The sequence below is a fragment of the Leclercia sp. S52 genome (genome assembly GCF_039727615.1).
Classification (GTDB): domain Bacteria; phylum Pseudomonadota; class Gammaproteobacteria; order Enterobacterales; family Enterobacteriaceae; genus Enterobacter; species Enterobacter adecarboxylatus_B.
This window is the reverse complement of the sequence record NZ_CP152474.1, coordinates 3,099,142-3,124,814: the sequence shown is the minus strand read 5'-3', so window position 1 is coordinate 3,124,814 and position 25,673 is coordinate 3,099,142. Positions and strand designations below refer to the sequence as shown.

Below are 25,673 nucleotides of genomic sequence, written 5' to 3'. Positions count from 1 at the left end.
GCAAAGCAAAAAAAAGCCGGAGACATCGCCTCCGGCTTTTTTATTTTCTCAGATCACACTATCTCCTGCGCATACTGATACAGCGCTTTCAACAGCGCCTGTTTTTCAGCATTGCCTTCATACTCACCGTAGAGCATCTCCAGCTCCTGAGCGTAAGCCTGCAAATACTCCGGAGTAAACACGTTGCGGCGATGCTGCAGCCACCGTTCCTGCTCGGCCTCATCCAGCGTGCCGGGGAAATTGCGGGCGCGGTAGTTAAAGATCAGCTTGTTGATACGCCCATCGGCAAAGGTGATATCCAGCGCGGGCAGATTACGCGGATCGGTCTGCAAAACGATATTCATGGCAGAGCGGTCAGCGTCGCTAAAAAAGCCGTTATAGAGCTGGGCATCGACGTTCTCTGACGGGACGAACGGCTCCGCTTCGGCAAAAATCGCCACCACCTTTTCGCGCACCTGCGGGTTTTCCCGCAGCTTTTTCAGGTTATCCAGACAGTGCTGACGGTCGATTCCCAGCCGTTCGGCATCGTCCGGGCGCAGGGTGTTGGCGGGGGCCAGCACCGGGCACTTGTTGATATGCACCAGCTTGACCGGTACGGCGGCATCATCTCCCAGCGCCTCTTTCGGGGTGTAGAGCCGCTCGCGCAGGCTGTCGCTGTCCAGCGTCAGCAGGGGAGTTATATCCCCGGCCAAATCCACCATAATCACCGCGTTGCGGTTTTCCGGATGCCAGGCCAGCGGGGCCACCCAACTGGTATTCCCGCGCCAGGCGCCGAACATCCCGGAGATATGCATCAGCGGCTTCATCTGAGGCACGTCAATCAGGGTGGTGAGTTTTTGCTTACTGCGATGGCTGAGCAGGTACTCAAACAGCTTCGGCTGTTGGGTCTTCACCAGCTTCGCCATGGCGATAGTGGCGTAGACATCCGCCATCGCGTCATGGGCATTGCTGTGTTCAATGCCGTTCGCGCGGGTCAGATGTTCAAGGCGGAAGCTGGGGAGCCCGTCCTCGTTGTCGGGCCAGTTGATACCTTCAGGGCGCAGGGCATAGCAGGCGCGCATGACATCCAGCAGATCCCAGCGCGAGTTCTTGTTTTGCCAGCTCCAGGCATAGGGATCGTAGAAGTTGCGGTAAAAAATATGCCGGGTCACTTCGTCATCGAAGCGCACGTTGTTGTAGCCCACCACGCAGGTGTTGGGCACGGTAAACAGGTCATGAATGCGACGGGCAAACTCCGCTTCATTTACCCCTTTTTCCCGGGCTTCCTGCGGGGTGATGCCGGTAACCATCACCGCGCCTGGCTGGGGCAAATAGTCATCGGCGGGTTTGCAAAAGAACACCTCCGGCTCACCGATGATATTGAAATCGGCATCGGTGCGGATCGCGGCGAACTGGGCAGGGCGATCCAGCGAGGGGCTGGTGCCAAAGGTTTCGTAGTCGTGGAATAAAAATGTAGGCAGCGCGGCGGAGTCAGACACCAGTAATACCATCCTGTTTATGAGTGACACCACTATGGTAAACCATCCGGCCTGGCACGCCGAAGGAAAAGCGCCGTCAGCCTGCAAATTTGCGAGGAATCGTCCGGGAAAAACCTGCGTGCTGTCACATTTTTTTGCAATTATTCCAGGTATCCAGCGGAAAACTTCCGTAAAAAGGGCAACGATTTTAAATGACCTGAGGATATACCGTTGAAACGCCGTCTGTTTATTGCTGTTTCTTTACTCACTTTGAGCATTTCTTCCGCGCTGGCTGCCGATCCGATTAACTATGCGCCGCAGCCGCCAGCCGTCCAGGCAGGCTCCTGGGTGCTGATGGATTACACGACAGGGCAGATTTTAACGGCGGGTAACGAACACGTGCAGCGCAATCCGGCCAGCCTGACCAAGCTGATGACCGGCTATGTGGTGGATCGCGCCATCGACAGCCATCGCATCACTCCGGACGATATGGTCACGGTCGGTCAGGATGCCTGGGCCAAGGGCAATCCGGTTTTTGACGGCTCCTCGCTGATGTTCCTGAAGGCGGGCGAGCAGGTTTCGGTGCGCGACCTCAGCCGCGGCCTGATTGTTGATTCCGGCAACGACGCCTGCGTGGCGCTGGCCGATTACGTGGCGGGCGGGCAGCCGCAGTTCGTCACTATGATGAATGACTACGTCAAAAAGCTGAATCTGCGCGATACCCATTTTGAAACGGTACATGGTCTGGATGCGCCGGGCCAGCACAGCTCGGCGTACGACCTGGCGGTGCTCTCCCGCGCCATCATCCACGGTGAGCCGGCGTTTTATCACATGTATAGCGAGAAGAGCCTGACCTGGAACGGCATCACGCAGCAGAACCGTAACGGCCTGCTGTGGGATAAATCGCTCAGCGTCGATGGCCTGAAAACCGGGCACACTTCCGGGGCCGGTTTTAACCTTATTGCCTCGGCCGTGGACGGTCAGCGCCGCCTGATTGCCGTCATCATGGGGGCTGAAAGCCCGAAAGGGCGCGAGGATCAGGCGCGTAAGCTCCTGCACTGGGGGCAGCAGAACTTCGATACCGTGCAGATCCTGCGTAACGGAAAACAGGTTGGCATCGAGCGCATCTGGTACGGCGATAAAGAGCAGATTTCGCTGGGAACCGATCAGGACTTCTGGCTGGCGCTGCCGAAGGCGGAGCTGCCAAACATTAAAGCCAAATATGTGCTGGATAAAAAAGAGCTGGAAGCGCCGATTGCCGCGCATCAGCGGGTGGGGGAGATTGAGCTATACGATCGCGATAAGGTGGTCGCCCACTGGCCGCTGGTGACTCTCGAAAGCGTCGGTAAAGGTGGGATGTTCTCACGTCTGAGCGACTATCTGCACCACAAAGCCTGACGGCAGGATGAGCAGGCTGGCGACTGTGCGAGCCTGCTCGCATAATAGACAGATCATCATTGTTAAACCGCTTTTCTCTGCATTACAGTGTATGTATATACAGTAACCAATCGGAGGCAGCATGGACTACAGCATCAAGCACCAGAACAAACGCAAAATCGCCGGTTTTCATATGGTTGGCCCCTGGGAGCAAACGGTTAAGCAGGGTTTTGAGCAACTGGTGATGTGGGTTGATGGTAAGCATATTCAGCCGCTGGAGTGGGTGGCGGTCTATTACGATAATCCTGATGAAGTGCCGGCTGAAAAGTTACGTTGCGACACGGTTGTCACCGTGCCGGATGATTTTGTCGTTCCCGCCAACAGCGAAGGGGTGATCCTCACCGAGGTGGCCGAGGGCGAGTACGCAGTAGCCACCGCCCGCGTTGAGAATTTTGACTTCGCCACCCCGTGGAACCTGTTCTTCGACAGCCTGCTCGAAGATGGCAATTACCAGATCGCACCAAAACCCTGCTTCGAACGTTACCTGAACGACGGTAACGCCGACGGCTACTGGGATATCGAGATGTTTATTCCGGTACAAAATCGGGTCGTGTAACGCCGCAGGTATGCTCACTCTTCAGAGGGTTTTTCTGCCGGGTGCCACCGCTCCGGCAGAAAACACAGTACAATCAGGGTTTGCCGTAATGCTGGAGAGCGTGTGCGCCCCGACAAAAATCTGACGCCTTTTGAAATTCGACTGTATCGCCATTACCGCATCGTACACGGATGCCGTATCGCGCTGGCGTTTATCCTCACCTTTTTACTGGTGCGTCTGTTGGACGTGCCGGAAGGGACATGGCCGCTGATTACCCTGGTGGTTATCATGGGGCCCATCTCCTTCTGGGGCAACGTGGTGCCGCGGGCGTTCGAGCGTATTGGCGGCACTATTCTGGGCTCGGCGCTGGGGCTGATTGCCCTGAAGCTGGAGCTTATCTCTCTGCCGCTGATGCTGCTGTGGTGCGCGGCAGCGATGTTCCTCTGCGGCTGGCTGGCGCTGGGCAAGCGGCCCTATCAGTCGCTGCTGATTGGTATCACCCTTGCGGTGGTAATAGGCGCGCCAACCGGGGATATGCATACTGCGCTGTGGCGAAGCGGCGACGTGATCCTCGGTTCCCTGCTGGCGATGCTGTTTACCGGTATCTGGCCGCAGCGGGCGTTTCTGCACTGGCGTATCCAGATGGCGAACTACGTCACCGCTTTTAACCGGGTTTACCAGGCAGGCTTTTCCCCCAACCTGGTGGAGCGTCCGCGACTGGAAAAACACCTGCAAACTATCCTCAACGACGTGGTCAAAATGCGCGGCCTGATTACCCCGGCCAGCAAAGAGACCCATATTCAGAAAGCTATCTTCGAAGCGATCCAGACCGTCAGCCGCAATCTGGTCTGCATGCTAGAGCTGCAAATCAATGCCCACTGGGCCTCCCGGGCAAGCCACTTTGTATTGTTGAATGCCCGGACCTTAAAAGAGACGCAGCAAATGACACAGCAGACGCTGCTCACCATCGCCCATGCGCTCTACGAAGGTAATCCGCAGCCTATTCTGGCCAATACCGAGCGGCTGAATGAAATTGTTGCCGAGCTGCGCCAGCTGATCAACGATCGACCCAGTGAAAACGTGGCGGAAACGCCCATTCACGGCTATGTATGGTTGAGCATGGAACTTGCGCGGCAGCTGGAGCTGTTGTCACATCTTATCTGCCGGGCATTGCGCAAATAAAAAGCGGCCATGCGCGGTTGTGTTGCCTGCTGCTTCGATTCAGCAGAAATTGAGGTTATGATAGGGACAAAGGAAAAATTATTGTCATCAGCAATCGCTGTCAGTAAGGTTAACGGCATCGCGGTTGTTTAAACGAATCCGAATCTCACATTATCAGGGGTGTAAAAATGGAAACTACCAAGCCTTCTTTCCAGGATGTTCTGGAATTCGTCCGCCTGTTCCGCCGCAAGAACAAACTGCAACGTGAAATCCAGGACGTTGAGAAGAAGATCCGTGACAACCAGAAGCGTGTTCTGCTGCTGGATAACCTGAGCGATTACATCAAGCCAGGCATGAGCGTTGAAGCCATTCAGGGCATCATCGCCAGCATGAAAAGCGACTATGAAGACCGCGTCGACGACTACATCATCAAGAATGCTGAGATCTCTAAAGAACGTCGTGAAATCTCGAAAAAGCTGAAAGTCATGGGCGAGATGAAGCACGCCGAAGCCAAAGGCGAATAATTGCCGGTGAATGAAAAAAAGGCCCTCTGGTGACAGAGGGCCTTTTTGTTACTGTAGCTGATTCAGAAAAGCAAAAAGCCTGCTCGAAAGCAGGCTTCTTAAATGTGGCTCCTCTGACTGGACTCGAACCAGTGACATACGGATTAACAGTCCGCCGTTCTACCGACTGAACTACAGAGGAATCGTTGTGGAGCGTTATCTTAGCGGCGAAAAAACTTTTGTCAAACCTGATCTTACCCGATTTCGATCAACTGCTGATTCCGTCGTCAGTTTGACGCAATTACCAACATATTTTTGTGGGAAATACTTTGCAGGATCTGCATTTCTCCCTCATCATTTGAAATGGAGTTTCAACTTTTCTCGCTAAGGTCCATTTTGAACGTCACCTCCGCTTTACGCCAGGCCGTGATGCGCACGCCCTGGTATGCCAAACGTAAGAGCTACAAGGTTCTCTTCTGGCGTGAAATCACCCCACTTGCCGTGCCTATCTTTCTGGAAAATACCTGCGTCCTGCTGATGGGGGTGCTCAGCACCTTCCTGGTCAGTTGGCTCGGCAAAGAGGCGATGGCGGGCGTCGGGCTGGCCGACAGCTTTAACATGGTGATCATCTCGTTCTTTGCGGCCATCGATCTCGGGACCACGGTGGTGGTGGCTTTTAGTCTGGGGAAACGTGACCCACGACGGGCGAGGGCTGCAGCCCGCCAGTCGCTGGTGATCATGACCTTGTTCTCTATTATTCTGGCGGCGGTGATCCACTATTTCGGTGAAGAGATCATTAACGTGGTGGCCGGCGAGGCGACCGGTGAGGTGAAAGCGCTGGCGCTGTCGTACCTTGAGATGACGGTGCTGAGCTACCCGGCTGCGGCGATTGCGCTGATTGGCAGCGGGGCGCTGCGCGGGGCAGGGAACACCAAAATTCCGCTGCTGATTAACGGCGGGATGAACATCCTGAACATTATGATCAGCAGCGTGCTGATTTACGGCCTCTTCTCCTGGGACGGGCTCGGCTTTGTCGGGGCGGGACTCGGGCTGACCATCTCGCGCTATATCGGTGCCGTCGCCATCATTGTCGTGCTGGCGGTCGGGTTTAACCCGTCGCTGCGCATCAGCATCAAGAGCTATTTCAAGCCGCTCAACTTCGCCATCATCTGGGAAGTGATGGGCATCGGCGTGCCCGCCAGTATTGAATCAGTACTGTTCAACGGCGGTAAACTCCTGACCCAGATGTTTGTGGCCGGGATGGGTACCGACGTCATTGCCGGGAACTTTATCGCCTTTTCCGTCGCGGCACTGATCAACCTGCCGGGTAACGCCCTCGGGTCCGCTTCCACCATTATCACCGGTAAACGGCTCGGTAAGGGTCAGATCGGCCAGGCGGAGCGCCAGCTGCGTCATGTCTTCTGGCTTTCGACCATCGGCCTGACCGCCATTGCCTGGGGCACCGCCCCCTTCGCCGGACTACTGGCGTCGTTCTACACCCATGAGCAGGACGTAAAGGATGTGGTGGTGATCCTGCTCTGGCTGAACGCGGCCTTTATGCCGATCTGGGCCGCCTCGTGGGTGTTGCCTGCCGGGCTGAAAGGGGCGCGCGATGCTCGCTTTGCGATGTGGGTCTCGATGCTCGGGATGTGGGGCTGCCGCGTGGTCGCGGGTTATACGCTGGGGATCATGCTGGGGATGGGCGTGGTCGGGGTCTGGCTGGGGATGTTCCTCGACTGGGCGGTACGCGGGGCACTGTTCTACTGGCGCATGGTCAGCGGGCGCTGGCTGAAGAAATATCCGCGACCACAGCGCGATAAGGTGGCAGTTATTGCCCCGGAACGGGTAGCAAATGTTCAAACTGGGGAATAAATCGGCAAACGATGCAAAATCTGCATTCTGCCTTTGACATCGCCAGGTGGCATCGCTAATATTCGCCCCGTTCACACGATTCCTCTGTAGTTCAGTCGGTAGAACGGCGGACTGTTAATCCGTATGTCACTGGTTCGAGTCCAGTCAGAGGAGCCATATTTGAGAAGCCCGCTTAAGGAAACTTAAGCGGGCTTTTTTGCTTTTTCAGGTTCGCCCTCACCCGGTGGGTGAGGGCGTCAGCCAGACTACCTGTGTGCCGGTGCCGTCGCCGCAACCAGCCATGCACGTGCATCGCTGTTAACGTGCGGCGAGAGCGTCTCGCGTACCTGCTGGTGATACGCATCCAGCCACTGGATCTCTTTTTCGCTCAGCAGATGCAGCTCCACCTGGCTCAGGTCGATCGGTGCCAGGGTCAGGGACGCGAAGCGGCAGAAGCCCGGCCGGCTCTCCACAATCTCCACCTGATTTTCAATGCGGATCCCATACTCATCGGCCAGATAATAGCCTGGCTCGATGGTGATGATATTGCCCGCCACCAGCGGCCACGGATTGACCTTCTTCGCGATACGCTGCGGGTTCTCATGGATCAGCAACTGATGGCCCACGCCGTGTCCGGTACCGTGATCAAAATCGAGCCCCAGCTCCCACAGCCCGCGCCGCGCAAAAGCATCAATCTGATGTCCGCAGGTGCCGGAAGGGAACTGCAGCGAGATAAGCGATAAAAAGCCTTTCAGCACCGCGGTGTAGTGCAGACGACACTGGGCGCTCAGCGGGCCGAAGGCCAGGGTGCGCGTGGCGTCGGTGGTGCCATTGTGGTACTGACCGCCGGAATCGTTCAGATAAAAATGGCCGCGGGTAATGGCGGCATTGGTCTGCTCGCTGGAGTGGTAATGACACATCGCCGCATTGCTGGCCGAGGCGGAAATAGTGGCAAAACTCTGCTCGATAAAGCCCGGCCGCTGCTGGCGGAACGCCAGCTGCTGGGCCTGCGCTTCCAGCTCGGTAAGCGGATTGCCCGCAGCCTCGCGACGCGGTACCTCCTGCGCCAGCCAGGCCAGGAAGTTGACCCATGCCACGCCATCCTGCTGGTGGCTGTCGCGGTAGCCCGCCAGCTCGGTCGGGTTTTTATGCGCTTTCATGGCGGTGATCGGATTGGCGTGCCAGACGATCTCCCCGTGCGGCTCAACGGCAAAGCGCAGGGCGACAGGCGCTGAATCGGCATCCACCATCACCCGTTTACCCGCGCACAGCAGCTGGCTGCGCGACAGAAAATCGGCTTCAGGGGCCTGCGTCAGGCTCTCCAGCAGCGATGCGGAGAGCCCGGTGGTTTTCTCTGGCGTAACAAACCACTCCACCGCGCCGTCGCGGCTCAGCAGGGCAAACGAGTTCGGTACCGGGCTCATCGGAATATCGCTGCCGCGCACGTTCAGCAGCCAGGCAATGTTGTCCGGCTGGGTGATAGCCAGATAATCGGCATTCTGCCGGGCAAGGAGGGCGGCGACGCGCTGGCGTTTGTCGGCACTGCTCTCGCCGCTGATCTCAACCGGCATTTCGCGGATCGCACCGACGGGCGGGGCCGGGCGATCGTGCCACAGGTTGTCGAACGGCGAATCGTTCAGGGCGATCGGTTCGCAATGGCTGGCGTTCAGCGCCTCATACTGGGCGTTGGTCATCAGCAGCGCTTCAAACGCAATCCGGGTACCCGCTTCGACGTGCCGATCCAGCCACTCCGCCAGCGGATCGTTGTGCAGATGGAGGATCTCAATCTCAGCCAGATCGACCTGTTCGCGGGCCTGCACCTGATAGCGTCCGTCGACAAACAACAGGGCGCGATCGCGCAGGATCAGAGCGTGGCCCGCCGAGCCGTCAAAACCGGTCAGCCAGGCGAGAACATCGTCATGAGGGTGGCAATATTCGCTCTGAAAGGCATCGGTACGCGGCACGATGATGCCGTCCAGCGCCTGGGTTTCCAGCCACTGGCGCAGGGCAGAGAGCGGGGATGTGGTTTGCATAACTTTCCTTTTTTATGATTAGCGGAACGGCGGCTCGTTGAAGGTACGCAATTTACGCGAGTGCAACTTATCCCCCTCGGCACGCAGCAGGTCGATGGCGCGAATGCCAATCTGCAGGTGCTCGGAGATCGCCCCCTCGTAAAAACGGTTCGCCTGTCCGGGGAGCTTAATTTCGCCGTGCAGCGGCTTATCCGAGACGCACAGCAGGGTGCCGTAAGGCACGCGGAAGCGATAACCCTGGGCAGCAATGGTCGCGCTCTCCATATCAATAGCCACCGCGCGGCTTAAGTTAAAGCGCAGCGCCGACGCCGAATACCGCAGTTCCCAGTTCCGGTCGTCGGTAGTGACCACCGTCCCGGTGCGCAGACGCTGCTTAACTTCTTCGCCCGGCATGCCGCTCACCTCTTTAGTGGCGTCGTACAGCGCCCGCTGCACTTCGGCAATGCTCGGGATCGGGATGTCCGGCGGCAGCACCGCATCCAGCACGTGGTCGTCACGCAGGTAAGCGTGGGCCAGCACGTAATCGCCAATCAGCTGGCTTTCACGCAGCCCGCCGCAGTGGCCAATCATCAGCCAGACGTCCGGTCGTAGCACCGCGAGGTGATCGCAGATGGTTTTGGCGTTCGACGGGCCCACGCCGATGTTGATCAGGGTAATGCCCTGACCGTCGGCGGTCACCAGGTGCCAGGCCGGCATCTGGTGCTTCTTCCACGCCAGGTCGGAGATGGCCTGTTCCGGGGCTTCGGTTTCGGCGGTGATCCAGATCCCACCCGCGCAGGAGAGGGCGATGTACGGGCTGTCCGGATCGAGGATCTGGCTGCAGCCCCAGCGCACAAACTCATCCACATAGCGGGTGTAGTTGGTGAACAGCACGAACGGCTGGAAATGTTCTGCCGGGGTACCGGTGTAGTGACGCAGGCGCGCCAGCGAAAAATCGACGCGGCGGGCGTCAAAGTGCGACAGCGGGGAAAACTCCGCCGGATGGTAGATCCCGTCGGCGGTCTCATCGCCGATCTGCGACAGCTCGGTAGTCGGGAAGTGACGCGTCAGGCCCGCGCTCATGGAGCGGTCCAGCGTCAGCTCTGAGCCGTCAATAACGTACGGATAGGGGATTTCATGGCGCGACGGCTCCACGGTGATGTGGGCGCCGTAATCCTGATACAGCAGCGTCAGCTGCTCTTCCAGATACGGGCGAAACAGCGTCGGGCGGGTCACGGTGGTGGAATAGCATCCGGCGTGGGTAAAGCGCGCATAGGCGCGGGTCTTCGGCGTATTGGTGGCGCTACCATCCCAGGTCACTGAAAGTGATGGATAAACAAAGAGGCCATTCATTCTGGCCTCTGCATCGGGGAGCGTTCCGTCTTTAATATACTCGCTGATGGCGCTGCGCAGGGCGTTAACTGCCTGGTCGTACAGCGCATCCAGCATATCCAGTGCCTGAGCCGGGGTCAGGCTGGAGCCCTTATTATTCATCTCTGTCTCCTTGTTCCACAGGTGTACGGCGTTCACCGATAGTATGTCACCTGGATGTGAAACAAAAGTATCAGGATGAAGCCTGTTTCATCAGCAACGCCGTGGCGGCAGAGAGCAGACAACCGGCCAGCAGATAGATGGCCACGCTGTGCCAGTCGCCGCCGGAGAAGGTCACCAGCGCGGCGGCAATAAAGGGCGTAAACCCGCCGCCGACCACGCTCGCCACCTGATAGCCGACACCCGCGCCACTGTAGCGGTAGCTGGCACCAAACATCTCGGTGAACATCGGCTGCTGGACGCACACCACCATGTCATGGGCGATATTTGCCAGCAGGATAGCGAACACCACAATCCAGAATACCGACTGGGCTTCAAGGGCCATAAAGAACGGGAAGGTGCTGAGGGCCCCGGTTAGCGCGCCGGTAATATAGACCCGGCGGCGGCCAAAGCGGTCTGCCAGCCAGGCAAAGCAGGGGATGGTCAGGCAGCTGATGCCGCCCACCAGCAGGCCAATATTGAGAAACAGCTCGCGGGGCAGGCCGAGGTTCTGGGTGGAGTAGCTCAGGGCAAAGGCCGTGACGATATACATGGTCAGCAGCTCGCACAGGCGCAGGGCGATGATTTTCAGAAAGGCCCCCCGGATGGCGGATCAGCGCATCCATCACCGGCAGGCGGCGCTTCTCTGCAGGTTGCTGACGCTGCTGCTCGAATTCGGCGGACTCGTCCATCCCTTTACGCACCCACAAAGCACCCAGCACCAGCACGATGCTGAACAGGAACGGGATCCGCCAGCCCCAGCTCAGAAACTGCTCGTCGGTCGAGAAGGTGCTGATCAGCGAGACCAGCCCGGTGGAGAGCAGCAGACCAACGCCATATCCCACCTGCACGCCGCTGCTGTAGAAGGCTTTTTTACGTGCCGGGGCGCTTTCCACCGACAGCAGCGCCGCGCCGCCCCATTCGCCGCCGACGGCGAAGCCCTGAACGGCGCGCAGGGTGACCAGCAGAACCGGCGCCCACCAGCCAATCGTAGCAAACGAGGGCAGGATACCAATCAGCGCGGTGGCGATGCCCATCATCCACACCGTTAGCATCAGCATCCGCTTGCGGCCCAGCTTGTCGCCAAAGTGACCGAAGATCACCCCGCCGAGCGGGCGAAACAGAAAGCCGACGCCAAAAGTAGCAAAGGCGGCGAGCGTGCCCATCGCCGGGCTGATCTGCGGGAAAAATTCGCGGTTAAAGACCAGCGCGGCGGTAATGCCGTACAGCAGAAAATCGTACCAGTCGACTACCGCCCCGGCAAAGCTGCCGAGGGCCGCGCGGCGCGCGCGATTGAGCGATGGTATGGCCCCGTCCGGGGACGAGGAAGCGAGGGTGGTGTCCATAGTGGTCCTGTCTGACGTTATTTTCTTATAGGTATAGGAAGAAGATCACTCACATTGCGGTCGCCTGAAAATAGCGACGGGTATGAGACTACCCCGACAGCGGACAGCTGAAAACGTTTTTATCCCGGCGTGAGCTAAACGGGTGATATTTATCGACATGATGATTTGTTATCTGGCTATAAACGCAACAGCAAGGCTATGCTTGTCAGATACGTGGAGTGACAGAGGAAGGGAATAATGCGTCCCAGGACTATTTTAGGCTGTTTTGCAGCATTACTGGTCAGTCAGAGTGCGCTGGCGGTGAGCTATCCATTGCCACCTGAAGGGAGTCGTCTGGTGGGCAGCCCACAGACGATCACCGTTCCGGCTGACAACAGGTTGCCGCTTGAAGCCTTTGCGGCGCAGTACGGGCAGGGGCTGAGCAATATGCTGGAGGCTAACCCGGGAGCCGATCCGTTTTTACCGAAATCCGGCTCGCAGCTGGTGGTGCCCCAGCAGATCATCCTGCCGCCGACGGTGCGGGAGGGCATTGTGGTGAACGTGGCGGAAATGCGTCTGTACTATTATCCCCCGGGCAGCAATACCGTGGAGATCTTCCCGATTGGCATTGGTGAAGCCGGGCGGGAGACGCCGCGTAACTGGGTTACCGCCGTTGAGCGCAAGCAGGACGGGCCTACCTGGTCACCAACCCCGAACACCCGTCGCGCCTATGCTAAAGAGGGCAAGACGCTGCCCGCCTTTGTTCCCGCAGGCCCGGATAATCCTATGGGGTTGTACGCCCTTTATATCGGCAGGCTGTATGCCATCCACGGTACCAATGCGAACTTTGGCATCGGGCTGCGCGTCAGCCAGGGCTGTATCCGTCTGCGCAACGACGATATTAAGTACCTGTTTGATAACGTCCCGGTCGGGACGCGCGTGCAGCTGATCGATCAGCCGGTGAAAGTGACCACCGAGCCGGACGGCAGCCGCTGGGTAGAGGTCCACGAACCGTTGTCGCGTAACCGCGCGGAGTTTGAATCCACAAATAAAGTGCCGCTGCCGATAACGCCGGGGTTACGCGCGCAGCTCAACGGGGCGGACGTGGATGCCGTGCGGGTCAGCGGAGCGCTGGAGCGCCGGTCGGGCATGCCGGTAAACGTCAGTTTTGGTGCCCACACGACGCCGCTGATGATGACGTCGAGCCAGTAAGCCAGACGGTAAAAGTAACAAGCCCGCTTAAGGCAACTTAAGCGGGCTTTTGCGTTTTATGCAGGTAAAGCATCTGTGAGCATAAAAGTACGCTGAGTTTTCATTGTTGGCATTGATGAAAAGATAAATACTCTCTCGACTTATTTATCAGCTTATTAAAGCCACAGGTTTTTTATGAAACGTTTCTGGAATAACCTTTTGCCAGGTTTGCTGGTGCTATTTTGCGTATCGTCAGTCCACGCGGGCATTAATATCGGCGGAACGCGCGTGATTTACGATGGCGGAAAAAAGGAAGCGGCAATCGGCGTTTCAAATCCGGATAACGTGCCTTATCTTATTCAGTCATGGTTTGAAAACCAGGACAATATCGCCGGGAAAATCCCCTTTATTATTACACCTCCACTGTACCGACTGGATCGCGGTCAGGAGAATGTGATGAGAATAGTCCGTGCCGGGAATGTGCCGGACAATAAAGAATCCATGTACTGGTTGAATATCAAGGCCATTCCTGCAGCAGAGAAAAAAGCCAATTCGCTTCAGATTGCGGTGAAAACACGCATCAAATTAATTTATCGCCCGGTTTCCTTGAAAAGAAATGATCCAGAAGATTTCGCGAAACAACTGATTTGGAAAATAGCGGCGAACCGTATTTCGGTAAGTAATCCGGGAAATTATTATATGAATTTTAACGAGATTACCGTCGCGGGAAAAAGCGTGCCTGAACCGACCTATGTAGCCCCGGGGGGCATCGGCGACGTTTTCGCTCCCGGCGGGCGTCAGCGCTGGCCCTGTCACATTCAAACTGATCAATGACTTTGGTGGCGTCGGACCGACCCATCACGCCGCTATTTAAAAACTCATTATGCGCACAATATTATACTCCTCGTTTCCACCGGCTCGTCTGGCCTTTTTGATTGCACTGGCGTTGCCCGGTGTAATGCAGAGCGCCTGTGCCGAGGAGTATTTTAATCCGGCACTGCTTGAAGTAGGTGATCCCTCCATGAAAGGCGTCGATCTTTCCTCCTTTGCGCGTGGCGCGCAGGTGCCGGGTAAATATCGCGTTGAGGTGGTCGTTAACGATCAGACGGTAGATACCCGGGAAATTGAATTCAGGTCGGTTGCAACCACGCAGGGTGATCATAGCCTCCAGCCTTGCCTGTCGTCAGGTTTGCTGCAAAGTTATGGGGTCAAAACCGATCGCTTTCCCGATCTCGATAAAGAAGGCGAATGCGCAAATTTAGCCGCCATTCCTCAGGCGTCTGCCGATTTTATCTTTGGTGCGCAAAAACTGCTGTTGAGTTTTCCGCAGGCAGCACTCACTTCGCAGGCGCGCGGCTATGTCGCACCGGAAATGTGGGACGAAGGGATTAATGCTTTGCTGCTGAACTACAGCATCAGCGGCGATAACACCTGGGGCAGAAATAGCACGACGAACAACAGTCATAGCCAGTACGCGAACCTGCGTCCGGGAATCAATATTGGCCCCTGGCGTCTGCGTAATTACAGCACCTGGCGCCGCGATACCGACGGCAAGGCGCAGTGGGATTCGGTTTACACCTATGCCCAGCGCAACATAATCCCTTTGAAAAGCCAGCTGACGCTCGGCGACAGTTCATCGCCTTCCGACGTCTTTGACAGTATCCCCTTTCGCGGCGGTCAACTGGCCTCCGACGATGAGATGCTGCCGGATAGTCAGAAAGGTTATGCGCCCGTGGTGCGCGGCATTGCGCGTAGCAACGCTCAGGTGGTTATCCGCCAGAATGGCTACATCATCTACCAGAGCTACGTTGCCCCGGGCGCGTTTGAAATTACCGATATGTACCCGACCGGTGGTGCCGGTGATTTAAATGTTACCGTTAAAGAAGCGGACGGCAGCGAGCATGAGTTTGTGGTGCCCTATGCCTCTGTGCCTGTTCTGCAGCGAGAAGGGCGACTGAAATACAGTCTGACGGGCGGCCAGTATCGTCCCAGTGACAGCCAGGTGGAAAAACGCCCGTTGATGCAGGGAACCGCCATTTATGGTCTGCCGAAGGGCTTCACGCTTTATGGCGGAATACAGGCGTCCAGTCCGTATCAGTCCTCTGCTATCGGCGTCGGTAATAATATGGGGGAATTCGGCGCGTTGTCCGTGGATGTTACCCAGGCCTGGTCGAGCCCTGAGAAGAGGAGCAAAACGAGCGGGCAAGCCTGGCGCGTGCGCTACAGCAAAAACTTTACCGATACCGGAACCAACTTCTCGGCGACCAGCTATCGCTACTCTACCGCGGGCTATTACGGCATGCAGGAAGTGCTGGACGCCGACAGCGCGAGCGATTCGTTGCAGGATCATCGGCGTAACCGCGCTGAAGTGACGCTCAGTCAGACGCTGGGTCCCGCCTTCGGCTCTCTCACCGGCAGCGCAATTCGGGAAGCGTACTGGAATGCTGACAAGACGATGAGCTCGTACAGCGTCAGCTATAACAATGCGTGGAACGGCATCACCTGGGGGCTGAGTTATACCTCCAGCAACAATGCGAGCGCAGAGGGCAGCGGCGGGAAAACCTACGATAAAGATCGGATCCTGGCTTTCAATGTCAGTATTCCTTTAGATCGATTCCTCAGTAATACCTGGGCCAGCTACAGTCTGAATACCAGCAAGAAAGGGGACACAACCCATACGGTGGGTCTGAGCGGCACGGCGCTGCAGGAAAATGCCCTGAGCTGGAGCGTGCAGCAAGGGTATGGCAATGACGGAGCGGGTCATACCGGTAATCTTAGCACTGATTATCACGGAACCTATGGCGAAGTGACCGGCGGCTACAGCACTGACGAAAACATGCAACGCATGAACTATGGCCTCAATGGCGGTGTTCTGGTTCACGCAAACGGCGTGACGCTGGCGCAACCTTTTGGCGAAACCATTGCGCTGATAAAAGCCCCGGGCGCCCCGGGCGTGGGCGTCACGGGCCAGACCGGCGTGAAAACCGATTTTCGCGGTTATACCGTTGCCAGCAACGTGTCGCCGTATCGCAAGAATAGCCTGAGCCTGGATACGGAAACGCTCCCTGACGATGTTGAGCTGCAATTAACGACCCAGACTGTCATTCCCACGCGCGGGGCGGTGGTCAGAGCGAAATATATCGCCAACGTGGGGACTCGCGTATTAATGACCCTGACACGGGAAAATGGACAACCCGTTCCCTTCGGGGCCACGGTGACCCTTGCCACAGACAAAAATTCCGCCGGATTTATTGTGGGGGATCAGGGTCAGGTCTACCTGACCGGGCTGGAAAACAGCGGCGCGCTAATGGCTCGTTGGGGCCTGGAGGCGAATGAACAATGCCGGGTTAATTATGTGCTTCATGCAGCGGAAGCTGATTCCGGAGTGGTGTTAAGCAATGAAATATGCAAATAAAATTATCGGCGCTAAAACCTTTGGCGCCTTGCTAATAATGGTATTGTGGTGCTCCAGCTTTAATGTGTTTGCAACCTGTCAGTTCGCCGACGGGCAAGGGCCTCAAACCCTGAGCTTTTCTCCCAACAACATTATTGTGCAAAGAGATGTACCCGTTGGCTCAGTGATATATTCAAGTTCAACGGGGACAGGCCAGAAGCTGCTGGAGTGTAGTGAGAGTACCAACACTAACTATTACAAAATGGTTTATCTGGGTGGCGTAGCGACATCAATTACCCATGCTTATGCGACCAATATTCCCGGCGTGGCTATTGCGGTAGATCTGACATGGGGATATCTGGACAATCCGCCATCCTCTGACAATACGGGTGAAGGTTCAGTGGATCTTCCCCCCAATGAGTTATAAATTATATAAAACGGGCGATATTCAGTCAGGCCAATTCAGTATCGGGCAAATTGGCACCTGGTCGGTATCAGGCATTACGCCAGTGACCATTAATATGATCGGCGGGGGCGTTACCCAGGTGGCCTGTTCAATCACCACGCCTAATTTAACGTTCCCGATAGGCACTGTTTCAAAAGCGGATTTTGGCACAGAGCCGGGATTTACGCCTGCAAAAACCAGCACCCAGAATCTGGGATTAGATTGTGATAAATCTGCCAATATAAATGTCACGTTGAACGGGCAACAAAATCCGGATGTGAGTGATGCCAGCGTAATGGCATTAAATAATCAAGGAGACGCTAATACCGCGCGAGGCGTTGGGGTGCAGTTATTATATGACGGTAAGCCCCTCATTATTAATACCCGGCTTGCGTTAAAAACATCCAGCGGCGGGAGAGAATCATTTCCTATTACCGCCCGATATTATCAAACAAGAAATTCAGTCACCGTTGGTGAAGCTAATTCAACCGCTACGCTGACGCTGACATATCAATGACATTATGTAATGTCTCAACATCATGCCAAGGTGGGCTAAAATGAAAAAATGTTTATGTTATTTGACCGCGTCCCTTTCTGCTGTACTGTTTGCGGGTAATATTTACGCGGCAGATAGCGTGAGTATTAATGTCACCGGAAAAGTAATTGCGTCTCCGTGTAAAACGCTTAACGGTGGCTCCGACGCGTTAAACGTGGATTTAGGGCAATCCATTCTGGCGAATTCTTTAGAGGCGGCCGGAACGGGGTCGGCAATGACGGCCTTTGATTTACCGGTGACCGGTTGTCCGGCAAGTACCACTAACGTAAAAGTGACCTTTACCGGCACCCCGGACGCAACAGATGCCACGATGTGGGCAAACAACGCGACGAAACCTGCAACCAATACTGCCGTTGAGTTATCTCAGCAAACCACGGGAACCATTCTGAGTAACAACAGCTCATTAACCGGTGCCGTTGAAGGGGGAAATACCACCTTTAAACTTCAGGCACGCGTCTATTCGAAGGCAGGAGCAGTCATGCCCGGTGACGTTTCTTCAGCGATCGTGGCTTCTTTCGAATACCAGTAAACCCGGCGGTGCCGACGCTGTTGGCACCAAAGCAAAAAAGCCCGCTTAAGTTTCCTTAAGCGGGCTTCTTAAATATGGCTCCTCTGACTGGACTCGAACCAGTGACATACGGATTAACAGTCCGCCGTTCTACCGACTGAACTACAGAGGAATCGTGTGAACGGGGCGAATATTAGCGGCGTCGCCTGCACTTGTCAAAGGGTGATCCCGCCTGTTGAGATCGTTTGCTGACAAAATCAGCAAACTGATGTTTTACACAGCGGATTGCACGTTTTTGGTGCGTATATACCCCGAATGGGGCAGATCATAAACCGCTGTTTCAGGTTTAAAAGCGACGGCAGCGATTGGATTTCCTTATTTTCCGCCACTTAGCGGACATATCGGACCTCTGCGCAAAACTGGCAAGCATCTTGCAAAACCCTCAGTACATTCGCGCCGGAACCGGCAACGCATTTCGTACAGGGGGCAAAATGAACTTAAGACGACTGAAATACTTCGTAAAAATCGTCGATATCGGTAGCCTGACCCAGGCCGCTGAGGTGTTGCATATCGCACAGCCGGCACTGAGCCAGCAGGTGGCCACTCTGGAAGGTGAACTGGATCAGCAGCTGTTGATCCGCACGAAACGCGGCGTGACCCCTACCGAAGCGGGCAAGATCCTCTATACCCACGCACGTACCATTCTGCGCCAGTGCGAACAGGCGCAGCTGGCAGTGGGCAATGTCGGACAGACGCTGAGCGGGCAAGTTTCTATCGGCCTGGCGCCTGGCACGGCGGCCTCGTCGGTCACGATGCCGCTGCTGCAGGCGGTACGCGCCGAGCTGCCGGAAGTGCTGGTCTATCTCCATGAGAACAGCGGTTCGGCGCTGAACGATAAATTGCTCGGCGGACAGCTGGATATGGCGGTGCTCTATGACCGTTCACCCGTCGCGGGGATCACCAGCCAGCCGCTGCTGAAAGAAGATCTCTTCCTCGTGGGAACACGCGATTGCCCGGGGCAGAGCGTGGATTTAACCGCGGTGGCCGAGATGAATCTGTTCCTGCCTCGCGACTACAGCGCCGTGCGTTTGCGCGTTGATGAAGCTTTCTCGCTGCGCCGCCTGACGGCCAAAATCATCGGTGAGATCGACTCCATCTCCACGCTGACCGCCGCTATCGCCAGCGGAATGGGTGTGACGGTCCTGCCTGAATCAGCGGCCCGCTCGCTCTCTAGCGCCGCCAACGGCTGGATGGCGCGGATTTCCTCGCCGTCGATGAGCCTGCCGCTGTCGCTGAACGTTTCGGCGCGCGGTGCGCTGTCGCCGCAGGCGCAGGCGGTGAAAGAGATTCTGATGTCGCTGGTCAGCCGTCCGTCGCTGGAGAACCGCGAGCTGCAGCTGGTCAGTTGATATTCCATAAAGGTATAAGTTGCGGGTTTTTATTATTTGTTCTCACGGCGGGCACACTCTAACAATAGCGTCATGTCAGATGCGCCGGAGTGAACCGTGAATTTCCAGCAACTTAAAATTATCCGTGAGGCGGCCCGTCGGGATTACAACCTGACCGAGGTCGCCAACATGCTCTATACCTCCCAGTCGGGCGTCAGCCGCCATATCCGTGAGCTGGAGGAGGAGCTGGGCATTGAGATCTTCATTCGTCGTGGCAAACGCCTGCTGGGTATGACCGAGCCCGGCAAGGCGCTGTTGACCATTGCCGAACGCATTCTTAATGAAGCCAGCAACGTGCGTCGTCTGGCCGATCTCTTTACCAACGATGCCTCCGGCGTGTTGACCATCGCTACCACCCACACCCAGGCCCGCTACAGCCTGCCGCCGGTGATCAAGGCCTTCCGCGAACTGTTCCCGGACGTGCGTCTGGAATTGATCCAGGGCACGCCCCAGGAGATTGAAGTCCTGCTGCAAAACGGCGGGGCGGATATCGGTATCGCCAGCGAGCGCTTAAGCAACGATCCGCTGCTGGCCGCGTTCCCGTGGTTCCGCTGGCATCACAGCCTGCTGCTGCCGGTCGACCATCCGCTGACCCAGGTCTCGCCGCTGACCCTTGAAGATATCGCCAAATGGCCGCTAATTACCTACCGTCAGGGGATTACCGGGCGTTCGCGTATTGACGAGGCCTTTAACCGCAAAGGGCTGACGCCGGATGTGGTGCTCAGCGCCCAGGACTCCGATGTGATCCGCACCTACGTCGAGCTGGGGCTGGGAATTGGGCTGGTGGCGGAACAGTCCGGCGGCGAGCGCGAGCAGGGTAGCCTGGTGCGCCTCGATACCCGCCACCTGTTTGATGCCAACACCGTCTGGCTCGGCCTTAAGCGCGGCCAGCTGCAGCGCAACTATGTCTGGCGCTTTATCGAGCTCTGCAACGCCGGGCTGTCGGTGGATGAGATCAAACGGCAGGTTATGGAACCGGAAGAAGTGGCGATTGACTACCAGATTTAGGCCAACCAACCCCGCATCGCGGGGTTTTTTCTACCCCGCTTCCGGCGAGGAACGCCGTTACATTGCATGATGATGTTTCTTGCGAAGTCTCGTCCAGGTTTCCGCAACCACACTTTCTTCCTCCAGCAAAAAAGATAATTTCTATATAGGCTTTAACCTATATAGATTTTAACCTATATTATCAGGGAGGACTTGTGTGGAAGATTGAAACGACGGACACGTTTGATCGTTGGTTACGTTCGCTGGATGACCGGGAACGTAGCGCTATGCTGGCGGCGTTAATCATACTGCAGACAAAGGGCCCGCTGCTGCCGCGACCCTGGGCGGACACTATCAAGCGTTCCCGCTATCACAATATGAAAGAGTTACGGGTGCAGTGTGGTGGTCAGCCCTTGCGGGCATTCTTCGCATTCGATCCGTTCCGTACAGGGATCGTCCTTTGTGCGGGTAACAAAGCCGGGAACGAAAAACGCTTCTATGAGGAGATGATCCCACTGGCGGATCGTGAATTAACGGCTTATCTGAACAATAAAGAAGGAAAGGAGTGAGGTATGGGCAGAACGCTGGAACAGCTGCTTGCAGAGGAAAAACCTGAAGTAGTGGAGGCCGCCAAAGCTATAGCGGAGGAGATGCTCCTTAACATCCATCTGGCCGAACTGCGTGAGAAAGTGAATAAAACGCAGAACGAAATGGCCCAGGCGCTGGGCTTAAAGCAGCCGACGATAGCGGGGATGGAAAAGGCCGGGCGTGACATTAAGCTCTCTACCCTGAAACGCTATGTTGAAGCGGCGGGGGGCAAGCTGCGCGTCGAGGTCGATTTGCCGGATGGCTCCCATTACGGCTTTGCGCTTTAAATCTGCCTAAACCATTACACTAAGGAGAGCGTAATGATCCTGCCTGGAAAATGTACATCATTAAATCCAGATGTTATATTTAAATATAATATCTGGAGGGATTCTATGTACACAACACGTCTGAAAAAAAGTGGGGGGCTCCGTTATGCTGGCAGTGCCTCCCGCGGTTTTGAAAACACTGGGCCTGCAACCAGACAGTGAGGTCGGTGTGACTATTGATAAGGGCTGCCTGATCGTTGAACCGCAAACGCGCCCGCATTATTCCTTGGCTGAACTGCTGGCACAGTGCGATCCGCAGGCCGAACTCAGTGAAGAAGAGCGGGAATGGATTGATGCGCCTGCTGCAGGAAAGGAGATCCTGTAAATGGACAGAGGGGAAATCTGGCTCGTTTCACTTGATCCTACCGCCGGGCATGAGCAAAGCGGAAAACGCCCGGTGCTGATCGTATCGAAGGCTGCGTTTAATCATCTTACCCGCTTGCCTGTTGTGGTTCCGGTCACTACCGGCGGCAAGTTCGCCCGTACTGCTGGTTTTGCCGTATCGCTGGATGAAGCGGGCTTGAAAACTACGGGCGTGATTCGCTGCGATCAGCCCCGGACCATAGATATGGGCGCGCGTCATGGTATAAAGCTGGAACGAGTGCCTGATAATGTCATGAATGAAGTTCTGGCCAGGTTGGGAGCTCTGCTAACTTGATGAGAAAGGCTAAAAAGCAAAAAGCCCGCTTAAGTTTCCTTAAGCGGGCTTCTTTAATTTGGCTCCTCTGACTGGACTCGAACCAGTGACATACGGATTAACAGTCCGCCGTTCTACCGACTGAACTACAGAGGAATCGTGTGAACGAGGCGCATGTTAATGGCCCCGCTATTTTGTGTCAACACTAAATTCAACGCGCTGATTCAATTGATTAATTAAGCCTCAGAGTGCTGATTTAGTGTACTTGCGCAGCGGGATCTCCGCCCGGGCCGTCATTTTCACGTAACCGTTGCAGCGGGTCCTGCTGGTAAAACTGGCAAAAACGCTGCCACAGCGCCGGGAAGCGGGGGGCGAAAAGCTCGGGCGCGCTGAAGAAATATTCCGATAACACCGCAAAGCATTCGGCTGGATCGGTGGCGGCATAGGCGTCGATACTGGCTGCGCTTTCGCCCACCAGATCGATCTCATCCTGGATATTGTTCATCGCGGCGTGCAGGTCGTGTTCCCAGCCAGCCACTTCACGCAGCGGGATAAAAGGGACGCCGCTGGCGCGATCGCCGTTGCGGGTGTCCAGCTTGTGCGCCACTTCATGAATGATAAGGTTGAAGCCGGAGGCGTCGAATGAGTCCTGAATGTCCAGCCAGTTGAGGATAATCGGCCCCTGCTGCCAGCTCTGGCCGGACTGCACCATTCGCTGACTGTGCACCAGACCGATATCATCCTCCCATTCATCGTCCACCACAAAGGGCGCCGGATAGATCAGCACTTCATGGAAACCGTCCAGCCACTCGATACCCAGTTCCAGTACCGGCAGGCAGAAGAGCAGGGCGATACGGGTGCTCTTGCGATCGTCGAGTTCAAAACCCTGTAGCGGTACCAGACGTTTTTGCTGTAAGAATCGTATGGCAAGCTGCACCAGACGCGATTTATCCTCATCCGATAAAGTGGACAGGACGGGGATCGCCAGCGCCTCTTCCCACGGCAGCGCCGCGCTTCGGGCGGATTCATTCGATTTCCAGGGCCACTTAATCATCGCTTTGCTCGCAAACTCGTCACTTGAACAAAATTGACCGGTTATGGTCTGTTAAAATGCCAAATTACCCGGCATGATGGCAACCATCAAAACGGAGAGATGCCGGAGCGGCTGAACGGACTGGTCTCGAAAACCAGAGTAGGGGCAACTCTACCGGGGGTTCAAATCCCCCCTCTCTCCGCCACTTTATCTCCTCAGTCAGTCTTCCCGCTAGCTTTCTCGTCAGACATCCTGTGCGCTGGGTACCTTATCATTCCACTTATGTGAAGTAACAGACCTTTACCGCTGCAAAACAATATATGTGAGCTAAATCAGGATGTTTACCCGAAGTGGTTGTATTGCGGGCGTTACTCCTGATGGCAATATTGTCGCAGCAGGGCAACCTGCTCGGGACGCAGTCGATAGCGATACACGGGCCGGCCGGTGGCTCCATAGTGAATGCTGGTGTGCAGAATGTTGACCTGAGCCAGCCAAATCAGGTACTTGCGGCAGGACACCCGGGAAATATTGACTGCATGCGCCAGATCGTCGGTCGAGAACTCTGTCCCGGGATGGGCATCAATCCACAGGCACAGCGTGCGCAGCGTCTGTGGGGTGAGCCCTTTCGGCAGGCGTCGACTGTCCGCCAGTCCGGGCGCGCCGCCGCGCAGCAGCCGGTCGACATCGGCCTGGTCATGATACTGATGCGACGCCATCAGCGCCTTTTTCTCGCGCCAGCCGTTCAATGCCTCTTCGAAACGCGGAAACTGGAAGGGTTTAATCAGATAGTCCACCACGCCATAGTGCATGGCGGTCTGAATGGTGGCGGCATCAGAGGCCGAGGTGATCATGATGACATCGGTATCGCGGCCGGAGGCCCGGATAAGCGGCAGCAGGCTCAGGCCATTTTCGCGCTGCATATAAACATCCAGCAGGATCAGGTCGACCTGCCGGGCGGGAGTGTTCAGCACGACCCCGGCCTCTGCCAGCGAAGTGGCTACGCCGCAGCAGCAAAAACCGTCCACCCGGTTAACGTACTGGCGGTTAAGATCGGCCACCATGGCATCATCATCGACAATCAAAACATGTATCACGCGTTTTTCCTTTCACTGTCCCAGGGGAGCTGGACAAAAAACTGGGTAAACACCCCAGGTTCAGATTCGACGGCGATCTCCCCGCCCAGGTTCTCAATGTGCTGACGGGCGAGGAACAGCCCCACGCCCCGATTTTCCCCTTTGGTGGAAAACCCTTTGTTAAAAATGGCCTGCAGATGGTCGGGAGCAATGCCCGGCCCGTCGTCACTCACTTCCGCGCTGAGCCAGCCCTGTTGATAGTGCAGCAGCAGGCCGATCTCCCCTTCGGGCTGCGCGGCCATCGCATCCAGCGCATTCTCGATCAGATTGCCGAGCACGGTGATCAGCCCCGCGACCTGCTGTTCATTCGGGTTGTCCGGCACCTGGCAGGCGTCGGAGAGCGTCAGCCTAAACCCCAGCTCTCTGGCGCGGCCGATCTTGCTCAGCAGGAACCCGGCCACCACCGGTGATTTGACGTTGCGCTGCAGCGTGCCGACGTCGCTCTGCCAGGCATTGGCGGTCAGCAGGACGTACTCTTCCAGTTTGGCATAGTGCTTCATATGCAGCAGCCCGAGGATCACATGCAGCTTGTTCATAAACTCATGAGAGTGATTGCGCAGGACATCCAGATAGCTCACCATCCCGTCCAGGCGCTGCAGCAGCTGGCTGATCTCGGTCTTATCGCGGAAGGTAGTGATGGCACCCATTAGCTGATTCTCGCTTCTGACGGGCAGGGTGTTACAGAGCAATAGCCGGCCGTGGCAGTTGATCTCCTGATCCTGACGCGGCAGCCCGGTTTGCAGTACTTCGCGCAGGTTCGCCAGCAGCGGCGCCTCGTGCAGGGCATGGCTGCTGGCGCTGGCATTCAGGATCTGCCGGGCGGCGTGGTTGATCATCGTCACATGTCCCTGCTGATCCACCGCGATCACCCCTTCGCGCAGGGATTGCAGCATCGCCTGGCGCTGTTCCAGCAGGGCGGAAATCTGATACGGCTCCAGACCAAACAGCACACGTTTCAGCATTCGCACCAGCCCCCAGGCGCCAAGCGCCCCCAGCATGGCGCTGAACAGCACCAGCCAGATAGCATCCCAGCGATTGCGGGCGATCTGCTGTTCCACTTTATTCAGGGAGATCCCCACCGCGACAACCCCAATCTGCTGATGCTGCGCGTTATAGACCGGCGTAAACACCCGCAGCGCCTCATCGAGCACCCCGTGGTTGATGGCGACATTTTCTTTATCCTCCAGCGCAGGCCGGAGATCGTCACCAATAAAAGCTTTGCCCAACAGGGCGCCGTTGGGATGGGAATAGCGGATGCCGCGCATGTCGGTGACGACGGCAAACAGCAGGTTATTGCGCTGCATTACCGCCCGGGCGACAGGCTGGATGATGTTGCTGTCCGGCGGCAGGGATAAGCCGCGGATCACTTCCGGGCTGTCGGCCAGCGTTCTGGCGACCGCAAGAGCGGTATCCCTCACGCCATCGCGCGTGGCCCGGGTGATCTGCGCAAAATAGAGCACGAAAATCACCAGCAGGATCGCGCCCGTCACGCTGTAGACCATCAGCGTGACCAGGGTGTTCAGTTTCATTGGGCGCTTGTGCGTGGGGGGAAGGGGCGGCAAATCGCGCATTGAAACTCCAGGGCATGCGGAAAAGCGGTCATTATCGCTGATGGC

The 25,673-nt window shown here is 56.6% G+C and carries 21 protein-coding genes, 5 tRNA genes and 3 pseudogenes; 19 read left to right on the top strand and 10 right to left on the bottom strand.

Annotation, left to right across the window (positions count from 1 at the left end; all coding sequences use genetic code 11):
- Positions 1–53 precede the first annotated feature (53 nt).
- Positions 54–1,490 (bottom strand): exodeoxyribonuclease I, encoded by a 1,437-nt coding sequence (gene sbcB, locus AAHB66_RS15135; protein ID WP_347116498.1) that lies wholly within the window; start codon positions 1,488–1,490, stop codon positions 54–56.
- 192 nt (positions 1,491–1,682) lie between these two features.
- Between sbcB and dacD the strand changes: the two genes are divergently transcribed.
- The 4 genes from dacD (at position 1,683) to AAHB66_RS15115 (ending at position 5,114) form a co-directional block, all read left to right on the top strand.
- Positions 1,683–2,855: a serine-type D-Ala-D-Ala carboxypeptidase DacD gene (gene dacD, locus AAHB66_RS15130; RefSeq protein ID WP_191152458.1), complete on the top strand. Its 1,173-nt coding sequence runs from the start codon at positions 1,683–1,685 to the stop codon at positions 2,853–2,855.
- A 121-nt stretch (positions 2,856–2,976) separates the two neighbouring features.
- Positions 2,977–3,450, top strand: a complete 474-nt coding sequence (gene sbmC, locus AAHB66_RS15125; protein WP_347113477.1) for a DNA gyrase inhibitor SbmC — start codon at positions 2,977–2,979, stop codon at positions 3,448–3,450.
- A gap of 102 nt (positions 3,451–3,552) precedes the next feature.
- Positions 3,553–4,611: an FUSC family protein gene (locus AAHB66_RS15120; protein ID WP_191152456.1), complete on the top strand. Its 1,059-nt coding sequence runs from the start codon at positions 3,553–3,555 to the stop codon at positions 4,609–4,611.
- Positions 4,612–4,778: 167 nt separating this feature from the next.
- Positions 4,779–5,114 carry a DUF496 family protein gene (locus AAHB66_RS15115; protein WP_103180181.1) on the top strand — a complete coding sequence of 112 codons (336 nt, stop codon included), beginning with the start codon at positions 4,779–4,781 and terminating at the stop codon, positions 5,112–5,114.
- A gap of 105 nt (positions 5,115–5,219) precedes the next feature.
- Here AAHB66_RS15115 and AAHB66_RS15110 read toward each other — a convergent pair.
- Positions 5,220–5,295, bottom strand: a tRNA-Asn gene (locus AAHB66_RS15110).
- Between the two features lie 161 nt (positions 5,296–5,456).
- On the opposite strand from AAHB66_RS15110, the gene AAHB66_RS15105 reads away from it, so the two are divergent.
- Both AAHB66_RS15105 and AAHB66_RS15100 read left to right on the top strand, forming a co-directional pair.
- Positions 5,457–6,965 (top strand): EmmdR/YeeO family multidrug/toxin efflux MATE transporter, encoded by a 1,509-nt coding sequence (locus tag AAHB66_RS15105; protein ID WP_347113476.1) that lies wholly within the window; start codon positions 5,457–5,459, stop codon positions 6,963–6,965.
- Between the two features lie 80 nt (positions 6,966–7,045).
- Positions 7,046–7,121 (top strand) — tRNA-Asn (locus AAHB66_RS15100).
- An 89-nt stretch (positions 7,122–7,210) separates the two neighbouring features.
- Here AAHB66_RS15100 and AAHB66_RS15095 read toward each other — a convergent pair.
- The 3 genes and pseudogenes from AAHB66_RS15095 to shiA form a co-directional block, all read right to left on the bottom strand.
- Positions 7,211–8,977 (bottom strand): aminopeptidase P family protein, encoded by a 1,767-nt coding sequence (locus tag AAHB66_RS15095; protein WP_347113475.1) that lies wholly within the window; start codon positions 8,975–8,977, stop codon positions 7,211–7,213.
- Positions 8,978–8,995: 18 nt separating this feature from the next.
- Entirely contained in the window at positions 8,996–10,450 is a 1,455-nt protein-coding gene (locus tag AAHB66_RS15090; RefSeq protein ID WP_191152460.1) for an AMP nucleosidase, read from the bottom strand.
- Between the two features lie 70 nt (positions 10,451–10,520).
- Positions 10,521–11,832: pseudogene (gene shiA, locus AAHB66_RS15085) on the bottom strand (shikimate transporter).
- A gap of 234 nt (positions 11,833–12,066) precedes the next feature.
- On the opposite strand from shiA, the gene ldtA reads away from it, so the two are divergent.
- The 6 genes and pseudogenes from ldtA to AAHB66_RS15055 all read left to right on the top strand — a co-directional run bounded on the left by ldtA (position 12,067) and on the right by AAHB66_RS15055 (position 17,926).
- Positions 12,067–13,023, top strand: coding sequence for a L,D-transpeptidase (ldtA, locus tag AAHB66_RS15080; RefSeq protein WP_347116497.1), 957 nt, complete (start codon positions 12,067–12,069; stop codon positions 13,021–13,023).
- Between the two features lie 174 nt (positions 13,024–13,197).
- Positions 13,198–13,876, top strand: a pseudogene (locus AAHB66_RS15075) (molecular chaperone).
- Positions 13,877–13,885: 9 nt separating this feature from the next.
- Positions 13,886–16,417: a fimbria/pilus outer membrane usher protein gene (locus tag AAHB66_RS15070; RefSeq protein WP_347113474.1), complete on the top strand. Its 2,532-nt coding sequence runs from the start codon at positions 13,886–13,888 to the stop codon at positions 16,415–16,417.
- On the top strand, positions 16,401–16,823 hold the full coding sequence (locus tag AAHB66_RS15065) for a hypothetical protein (protein WP_347113473.1): 423 nt from the start codon (positions 16,401–16,403) through the stop codon (positions 16,821–16,823). The genes AAHB66_RS15070 and AAHB66_RS15065 overlap by 17 nt, the downstream gene beginning before the upstream one ends.
- Positions 16,813–17,358 carry a fimbrial protein gene (locus tag AAHB66_RS15060; RefSeq protein WP_347113472.1) on the top strand — a complete coding sequence of 182 codons (546 nt, stop codon included), beginning with the start codon at positions 16,813–16,815 and terminating at the stop codon, positions 17,356–17,358. Before AAHB66_RS15065 ends, AAHB66_RS15060 begins: the two co-directional genes overlap by 11 nt.
- A 40-nt stretch (positions 17,359–17,398) precedes the next feature.
- Positions 17,399–17,926, top strand: a complete 528-nt coding sequence (locus AAHB66_RS15055) for a fimbrial protein (RefSeq protein ID WP_191152465.1) — start codon at positions 17,399–17,401, stop codon at positions 17,924–17,926.
- A gap of 75 nt (positions 17,927–18,001) precedes the next feature.
- On the opposite strand, the gene AAHB66_RS15050 is transcribed toward AAHB66_RS15055, so the two are convergent.
- Positions 18,002–18,077 (bottom strand) — tRNA-Asn (locus AAHB66_RS15050).
- A 319-nt stretch (positions 18,078–18,396) separates the two neighbouring features.
- On the opposite strand from AAHB66_RS15050, the gene nac reads away from it, so the two are divergent.
- The 6 genes and pseudogenes from nac to AAHB66_RS15020 all read left to right on the top strand — a co-directional run bounded on the left by nac (position 18,397) and on the right by AAHB66_RS15020 (position 21,912).
- Entirely contained in the window at positions 18,397–19,314 is a 918-nt protein-coding gene (nac, locus tag AAHB66_RS15045) for a nitrogen assimilation transcriptional regulator NAC (protein ID WP_142486333.1), read from the top strand.
- Between the two features lie 96 nt (positions 19,315–19,410).
- Positions 19,411–20,361, top strand: coding sequence for an HTH-type transcriptional regulator Cbl (cbl, locus tag AAHB66_RS15040; RefSeq protein ID WP_347113470.1), 951 nt, complete (start codon positions 19,411–19,413; stop codon positions 20,359–20,361).
- 194 nt (positions 20,362–20,555) lie between these two features.
- A complete protein-coding gene (locus tag AAHB66_RS15035; protein ID WP_347113469.1) occupies positions 20,556–20,909 on the top strand; it encodes a type II toxin-antitoxin system RelE/ParE family toxin in 354 nt (117 codons plus the stop codon).
- A gap of 3 nt (positions 20,910–20,912) precedes the next feature.
- On the top strand, positions 20,913–21,215 hold the full coding sequence (locus AAHB66_RS15030) for a helix-turn-helix transcriptional regulator (protein WP_347113468.1): 303 nt from the start codon (positions 20,913–20,915) through the stop codon (positions 21,213–21,215).
- A 105-nt stretch (positions 21,216–21,320) separates the two neighbouring features.
- A pseudogene (locus AAHB66_RS15025) lies at positions 21,321–21,579 on the top strand (antitoxin).
- Positions 21,580–21,912, top strand: a complete 333-nt coding sequence (locus tag AAHB66_RS15020; RefSeq protein ID WP_347113467.1) for a type II toxin-antitoxin system PemK/MazF family toxin — start codon at positions 21,580–21,582, stop codon at positions 21,910–21,912. It begins immediately after the preceding pseudogene.
- A 59-nt stretch (positions 21,913–21,971) separates the two neighbouring features.
- Here AAHB66_RS15020 and AAHB66_RS15015 read toward each other — a convergent pair.
- A tRNA-Asn gene (locus AAHB66_RS15015) sits at positions 21,972–22,047 on the bottom strand.
- Positions 22,048–22,147: 100 nt separating this feature from the next.
- On the bottom strand, positions 22,148–22,945 hold the full coding sequence (mtfA, locus tag AAHB66_RS15010; protein WP_347113466.1) for a DgsA anti-repressor MtfA: 798 nt from the start codon (positions 22,943–22,945) through the stop codon (positions 22,148–22,150).
- 93 nt (positions 22,946–23,038) lie between these two features.
- Here mtfA and AAHB66_RS15005 point away from each other — a divergent pair.
- Positions 23,039–23,129: transfer RNA gene (locus AAHB66_RS15005), tRNA-Ser, on the top strand.
- Positions 23,130–23,292: 163 nt separating this feature from the next.
- Here AAHB66_RS15005 and dcuR read toward each other — a convergent pair.
- Together dcuR and AAHB66_RS14995 are read right to left on the bottom strand one after the other, a co-directional pair.
- The gene (dcuR, locus tag AAHB66_RS15000) at positions 23,293–24,018 is read right to left on the bottom strand and encodes a two-component system response regulator DcuR (RefSeq protein ID WP_347113465.1); all 726 of its coding nucleotides are present in this window, start codon (positions 24,016–24,018) and stop codon (positions 23,293–23,295) included.
- Entirely contained in the window at positions 24,015–25,628 is a 1,614-nt protein-coding gene (locus tag AAHB66_RS14995) for a sensor histidine kinase (protein WP_347113464.1), read from the bottom strand. Before AAHB66_RS14995 ends, dcuR begins: the two co-directional genes overlap by 4 nt.
- Between the last annotated feature and the right edge of the window lie 45 nt (positions 25,629–25,673).

What these genes read in the sequence shown, in the direction of transcription:
- sbcB (WP_347116498.1), bottom strand. Translation starts at nt 1,490, where the DNA reads ATGGTATTACTGGTGTCTGACTCCGCCGCGCTGCCTACATTTTTATTC.
- sbmC (WP_347113477.1), top strand. Translation starts at nt 2,977, where the DNA reads ATGGACTACAGCATCAAGCACCAGAACAAACGCAAAATCGCCGGTTTT.
- AAHB66_RS15115 (WP_103180181.1), top strand. Translation starts at nt 4,779, where the DNA reads ATGGAAACTACCAAGCCTTCTTTCCAGGATGTTCTGGAATTCGTCCGC.
- AAHB66_RS15105 (WP_347113476.1), top strand. Translation starts at nt 5,457, where the DNA reads ATGGAGTTTCAACTTTTCTCGCTAAGGTCCATTTTGAACGTCACCTCC.
- AAHB66_RS15095 (WP_347113475.1), bottom strand. Translation starts at nt 8,977, where the DNA reads ATGCAAACCACATCCCCGCTCTCTGCCCTGCGCCAGTGGCTGGAAACC.
- AAHB66_RS15090 (WP_191152460.1), bottom strand. Translation starts at nt 10,450, where the DNA reads ATGAATAATAAGGGCTCCAGCCTGACCCCGGCTCAGGCACTGGATATG.
- AAHB66_RS15070 (WP_347113474.1), top strand. Translation starts at nt 13,886, where the DNA reads ATGCGCACAATATTATACTCCTCGTTTCCACCGGCTCGTCTGGCCTTT.
- AAHB66_RS15065 (WP_347113473.1), top strand. Translation starts at nt 16,401, where the DNA reads ATGAAATATGCAAATAAAATTATCGGCGCTAAAACCTTTGGCGCCTTG.
- AAHB66_RS15060 (WP_347113472.1), top strand. Translation starts at nt 16,813, where the DNA reads ATGAGTTATAAATTATATAAAACGGGCGATATTCAGTCAGGCCAATTC.
- AAHB66_RS15055 (WP_191152465.1), top strand. Translation starts at nt 17,399, where the DNA reads ATGAAAAAATGTTTATGTTATTTGACCGCGTCCCTTTCTGCTGTACTG.
- nac (WP_142486333.1), top strand. Translation starts at nt 18,397, where the DNA reads ATGAACTTAAGACGACTGAAATACTTCGTAAAAATCGTCGATATCGGT.
- AAHB66_RS15030 (WP_347113468.1), top strand. Translation starts at nt 20,913, where the DNA reads ATGGGCAGAACGCTGGAACAGCTGCTTGCAGAGGAAAAACCTGAAGTA.
- AAHB66_RS15020 (WP_347113467.1), top strand. Translation starts at nt 21,580, where the DNA reads ATGGACAGAGGGGAAATCTGGCTCGTTTCACTTGATCCTACCGCCGGG.
- mtfA (WP_347113466.1), bottom strand. Translation starts at nt 22,945, where the DNA reads ATGATTAAGTGGCCCTGGAAATCGAATGAATCCGCCCGAAGCGCGGCG.
- AAHB66_RS14995 (WP_347113464.1), bottom strand. Translation starts at nt 25,628, where the DNA reads ATGCGCGATTTGCCGCCCCTTCCCCCCACGCACAAGCGCCCAATGAAA.